This is a genomic window from Pseudoduganella sp., from assembly GCF_041914865.1.
Classification (GTDB): domain Bacteria; phylum Pseudomonadota; class Gammaproteobacteria; order Burkholderiales; family Burkholderiaceae_D; genus Rugamonas.
In genome coordinates this window covers 15,881-18,956 of sequence record NZ_JAYSCO010000016.1, presented here as the reverse complement: position 1 = coordinate 18,956, position 3,076 = coordinate 15,881, and the positions used below count along the sequence as shown (strand labels likewise).

2 protein-coding genes and 1 tRNA gene (1 of these 3 only partly in view) are annotated in these 3,076 nt (G+C 67.0%); all 3 read right to left on the bottom strand.

Annotated features, from left to right (window positions below; translation table 11 throughout):
* Positions 1–22 (bottom strand) — tRNA-Met (locus tag ACE3TQ_RS10010) (it extends 155 nt beyond the left edge of the window).
* 47 nt (positions 23–69) lie between these two features.
* Positions 70–1,020 carry a tRNA (adenosine(37)-N6)-dimethylallyltransferase MiaA gene (miaA, locus tag ACE3TQ_RS10005; protein ID WP_374581988.1) on the bottom strand — a complete coding sequence of 317 codons (951 nt, stop codon included), beginning with the start codon at positions 1,018–1,020 and terminating at the stop codon, positions 70–72.
* A gap of 7 nt (positions 1,021–1,027) precedes the next feature.
* Positions 1,028–2,968 (bottom strand): DNA mismatch repair endonuclease MutL, encoded by a 1,941-nt coding sequence (gene mutL / locus ACE3TQ_RS10000; protein WP_374581986.1) that lies wholly within the window; start codon positions 2,966–2,968, stop codon positions 1,028–1,030.
* Positions 2,969–3,076: the final 108 nt, after the last annotated feature.

Here is a 3,076-nt window from a genome sequence, read left to right as displayed (position 1 = left end):
TAACCAACTGAGCTATATCACCGCAAGGCCAGCATTATCGGCGCTGATCGCCGGTCTGTCAAGGACTGATTACGCCGTGGCGATTTTGGCAAGCACCTGCCGCTGCAATTGTTCGCCCGCGTCCGGGGCGCAGCAGTCCACCACAATCCGCTCCGGCATGGCGCGCAGCCAGGTTAGCTGGCGCTTACACAGCTGGCGGGTGGCGATGATGCCGGTTTCGCGCATGGCGGCGTAGTCGATCTGCCCATCCAGGTATTCCCACGCCTGGCGGTAGCCGACGCAGCGGATGGAGGGCAGGCCGGGGTGCAGGTCGCCGCGCGCGCGCAGGGTTTTCACCTCATCCAGGAAGCCCGACTCCAGCATGATGTCGAAGCGGCGCGCGATGCGTTCGTGCAGCCAGGCGCGGTCGGACGGCTCCAGCGCGTAGGAAACCAGCTCGAACGGCAGTTCTTCCTTCGCGCGCTGCGCCAGCAGCTCCGACATCGGCTTGCCGGACAGGGCGTGGATTTCCAGCGCGCGCTGGATGCGCTGGGCGTCGGCCGGCTTCAGGCGCGCGGCGGTCTCGGGATCGACAGTCGCCAGGCGCGCATGCATGGCCGGCCAGCCGATACGGGAAGCTTCTTCGTCCAGCTGCGCGCGCAGGACCGGGTCGGCGCCGGGCAGGTCATCCAGGCCATCGGCCAGGCCCTTGTAGTACAGCATGGTGCCGCCCACCAGCAGCGGCACTTTGCCGCGCGCGCTGATCTCCGCGACCAGGCGCAGGGTATCGGCGCGGAACTGCGCCACCGAATAGGAATCGAGCGGGTCGATGATGTCGACCAGGTGGTGCGGCACCGCCGCCAGCTCCTCTTTGGAGGGCTTGGCGGTGCCGATATCCATGCCGCGGTAGACCAGGGCGGAATCGACGGAAATGATCTCGCACGGCACGTGCTGGGCGATGGCCAGCGCGGCGGCGGTTTTGCCGGAGGCGGTCGGCCCCATGATGGCGACCGCCAGCGGGCGCTTGTTCAACTGGGTCATGTGTTACTTACTGTCCGCGCAGGAAGAGCTTATCCAGCGCGTTGATTTCGATCTGCACCCAGGTCGGGCGGCCGTGGTTGCATTGGTCGGCGCGCTCGGTCGCTTCCATGTGGCGCAGCAGGGCGTTCATCTCCGGCACGGCCAGGATGCGGTTGGCACGCACGGCGGTGTGGCAGGCCAGGGTGCCGAGCAGCTCGTTGCGGCGCTCGATCAGCACGCGCGAGCCGCCGTATTCGCGCACATCGCGGATCACGTCGCGCGCCAGGGTCTGGGCGTCGGCGTTCTTCAGCAGGGCCGGCACGGCGCGCACGGCCAGGGTGGTGGGCGACATCACGGCGATGTCGAAGCCCAGGGTTTTCAGGGTGTCGCCGTGTTCCTGCACGGTACCCACTTCGATCGCGTCGGCGTAGAAGGTGACCGGGATCAGCAGGTTCTGCACCGACATCTCGGTGCCGTCGATCTGCGCGTCGAGGGCGTTCTTCAGCTGCTCGTACAGGATGCGCTCGTGCGCCGCGTGCATGTCGACCAGCACCAGGCCCTTGCTGTTCTGGGCCAGGATGTAAATGCCATGCAGCTGCGCCAGGGCAAAGCCGAGCGGGAATTCCTCGCCCGCCAGCTGGGCCGCACTGGCGGCGATCGGCGCCGCCTGCGGCAGGGCGTAGTCGGCCGAGGCGCGGAAGCCGTTGCCGCCGTCGGCCGCCGTCGCGCTGCCGCTGCCCGCGCTGTCGCGCGCATCGGGCGCCCACAGTGCGCCGTAGCGTTCCGTGCTCTGCGCCACGCCGCCGCCCGCGCCCGGCGCGCCGAACGGCGAGGGCGAGAAGGTCGGGCGGTAGTCAGGATTCAGGATCGAACCGAAGCTGGTCTGCTGCTGCGGGCGCCATACCGGGCCGGAAGCCTGCAGGTTATCGGCAGCCGGCAGCGGCGAAGGCACGCTGCCGTGCGAAGTGGCCGACGTCGCCGCCAGCGCGCGCTGCACCGCATGGAACACGAACTGGTGCACCGCGCGGCTGTCGCGGAAGCGCACCTCGATCTTGGACGGGTGCACGTTCACGTCCACCAGCGCCGGGTCCAGGTCGAGCGCCAGCACGTAGGAAGGATAGCGGTCGCCGTGCAGCACGTCCTCATACGCCGCGCGCACCGCATGCACCAGCAGCTTGTCGCGCACGAAGCGGCCGTTGACGTAGAAGTACTGGCTGTCGGCGCGGCCCTTGGAGGCGGTCGGCAGGCCGGCGAAGCCGTGGATGCGCAGCACGCCCGAGCCCTCATCCAGCGCCAGGCGCGCCTCCTCGAAATTGCTGCCCAGGATTTGCGCGCTGCGCTTGGCCATATCGCTGACCATCCAATGGTCGACGGTCTTGCCGTTGTGGCTCAGGGTGAAAGCCACGTCCGGGCGCGCCAGCGCGATGCGGCGCACCACCTCCGCGCAGTGGCCGAATTCGGTCTGCTCCGACTTCAGGAATTTGCGGCGCGCCGGGGTATTGAAATACAGGTCGCGCACATCGACCGTGGTGCCGGGCGCGCCGGAAGAGGGCACCACCGTACCCTCGTGCGAGCCCTCCAGCTCCCAGGCATGGGCGCCGTCTGCGGTGCGCGAAGTCAGGGTCAGCGCCGCCACCGAAGCGATGGACGCCAGCGCCTCGCCGCGGAAGCCCAGCGTACCGACGTTTTCCAGGTCGTCCAGCGAAGCGATTTTCGACGTCGCATGGCGCGCCAGGGCCAGCGGCATCTGGTCGGGCGGGATGCCCTTGCCGTTATCAGTAATACAAATCCGTTTAACGCCGCCTTCCTCCAGGCGCACGGTGATGTGGGTCGAGCCCGCATCCAGCGCATTCTCCAGCAGCTCCTTGACGACAGCCGAAGGCCGCTCCACCACCTCGCCGGCAGCGATCTGGGAAATCAGTTGATCAGGAAGGGCCCGGATCGGGCGTGGTGGGGTAGGCGCATTCATTGCCACATTATAATGTCCACCTCGGGGTCCGGAAGAAAAATTGTAAAATTATGGGGGCAATAGGACAATTATTGGGTGAACCCAAACAGAAAATTTATTTGGTTGTTT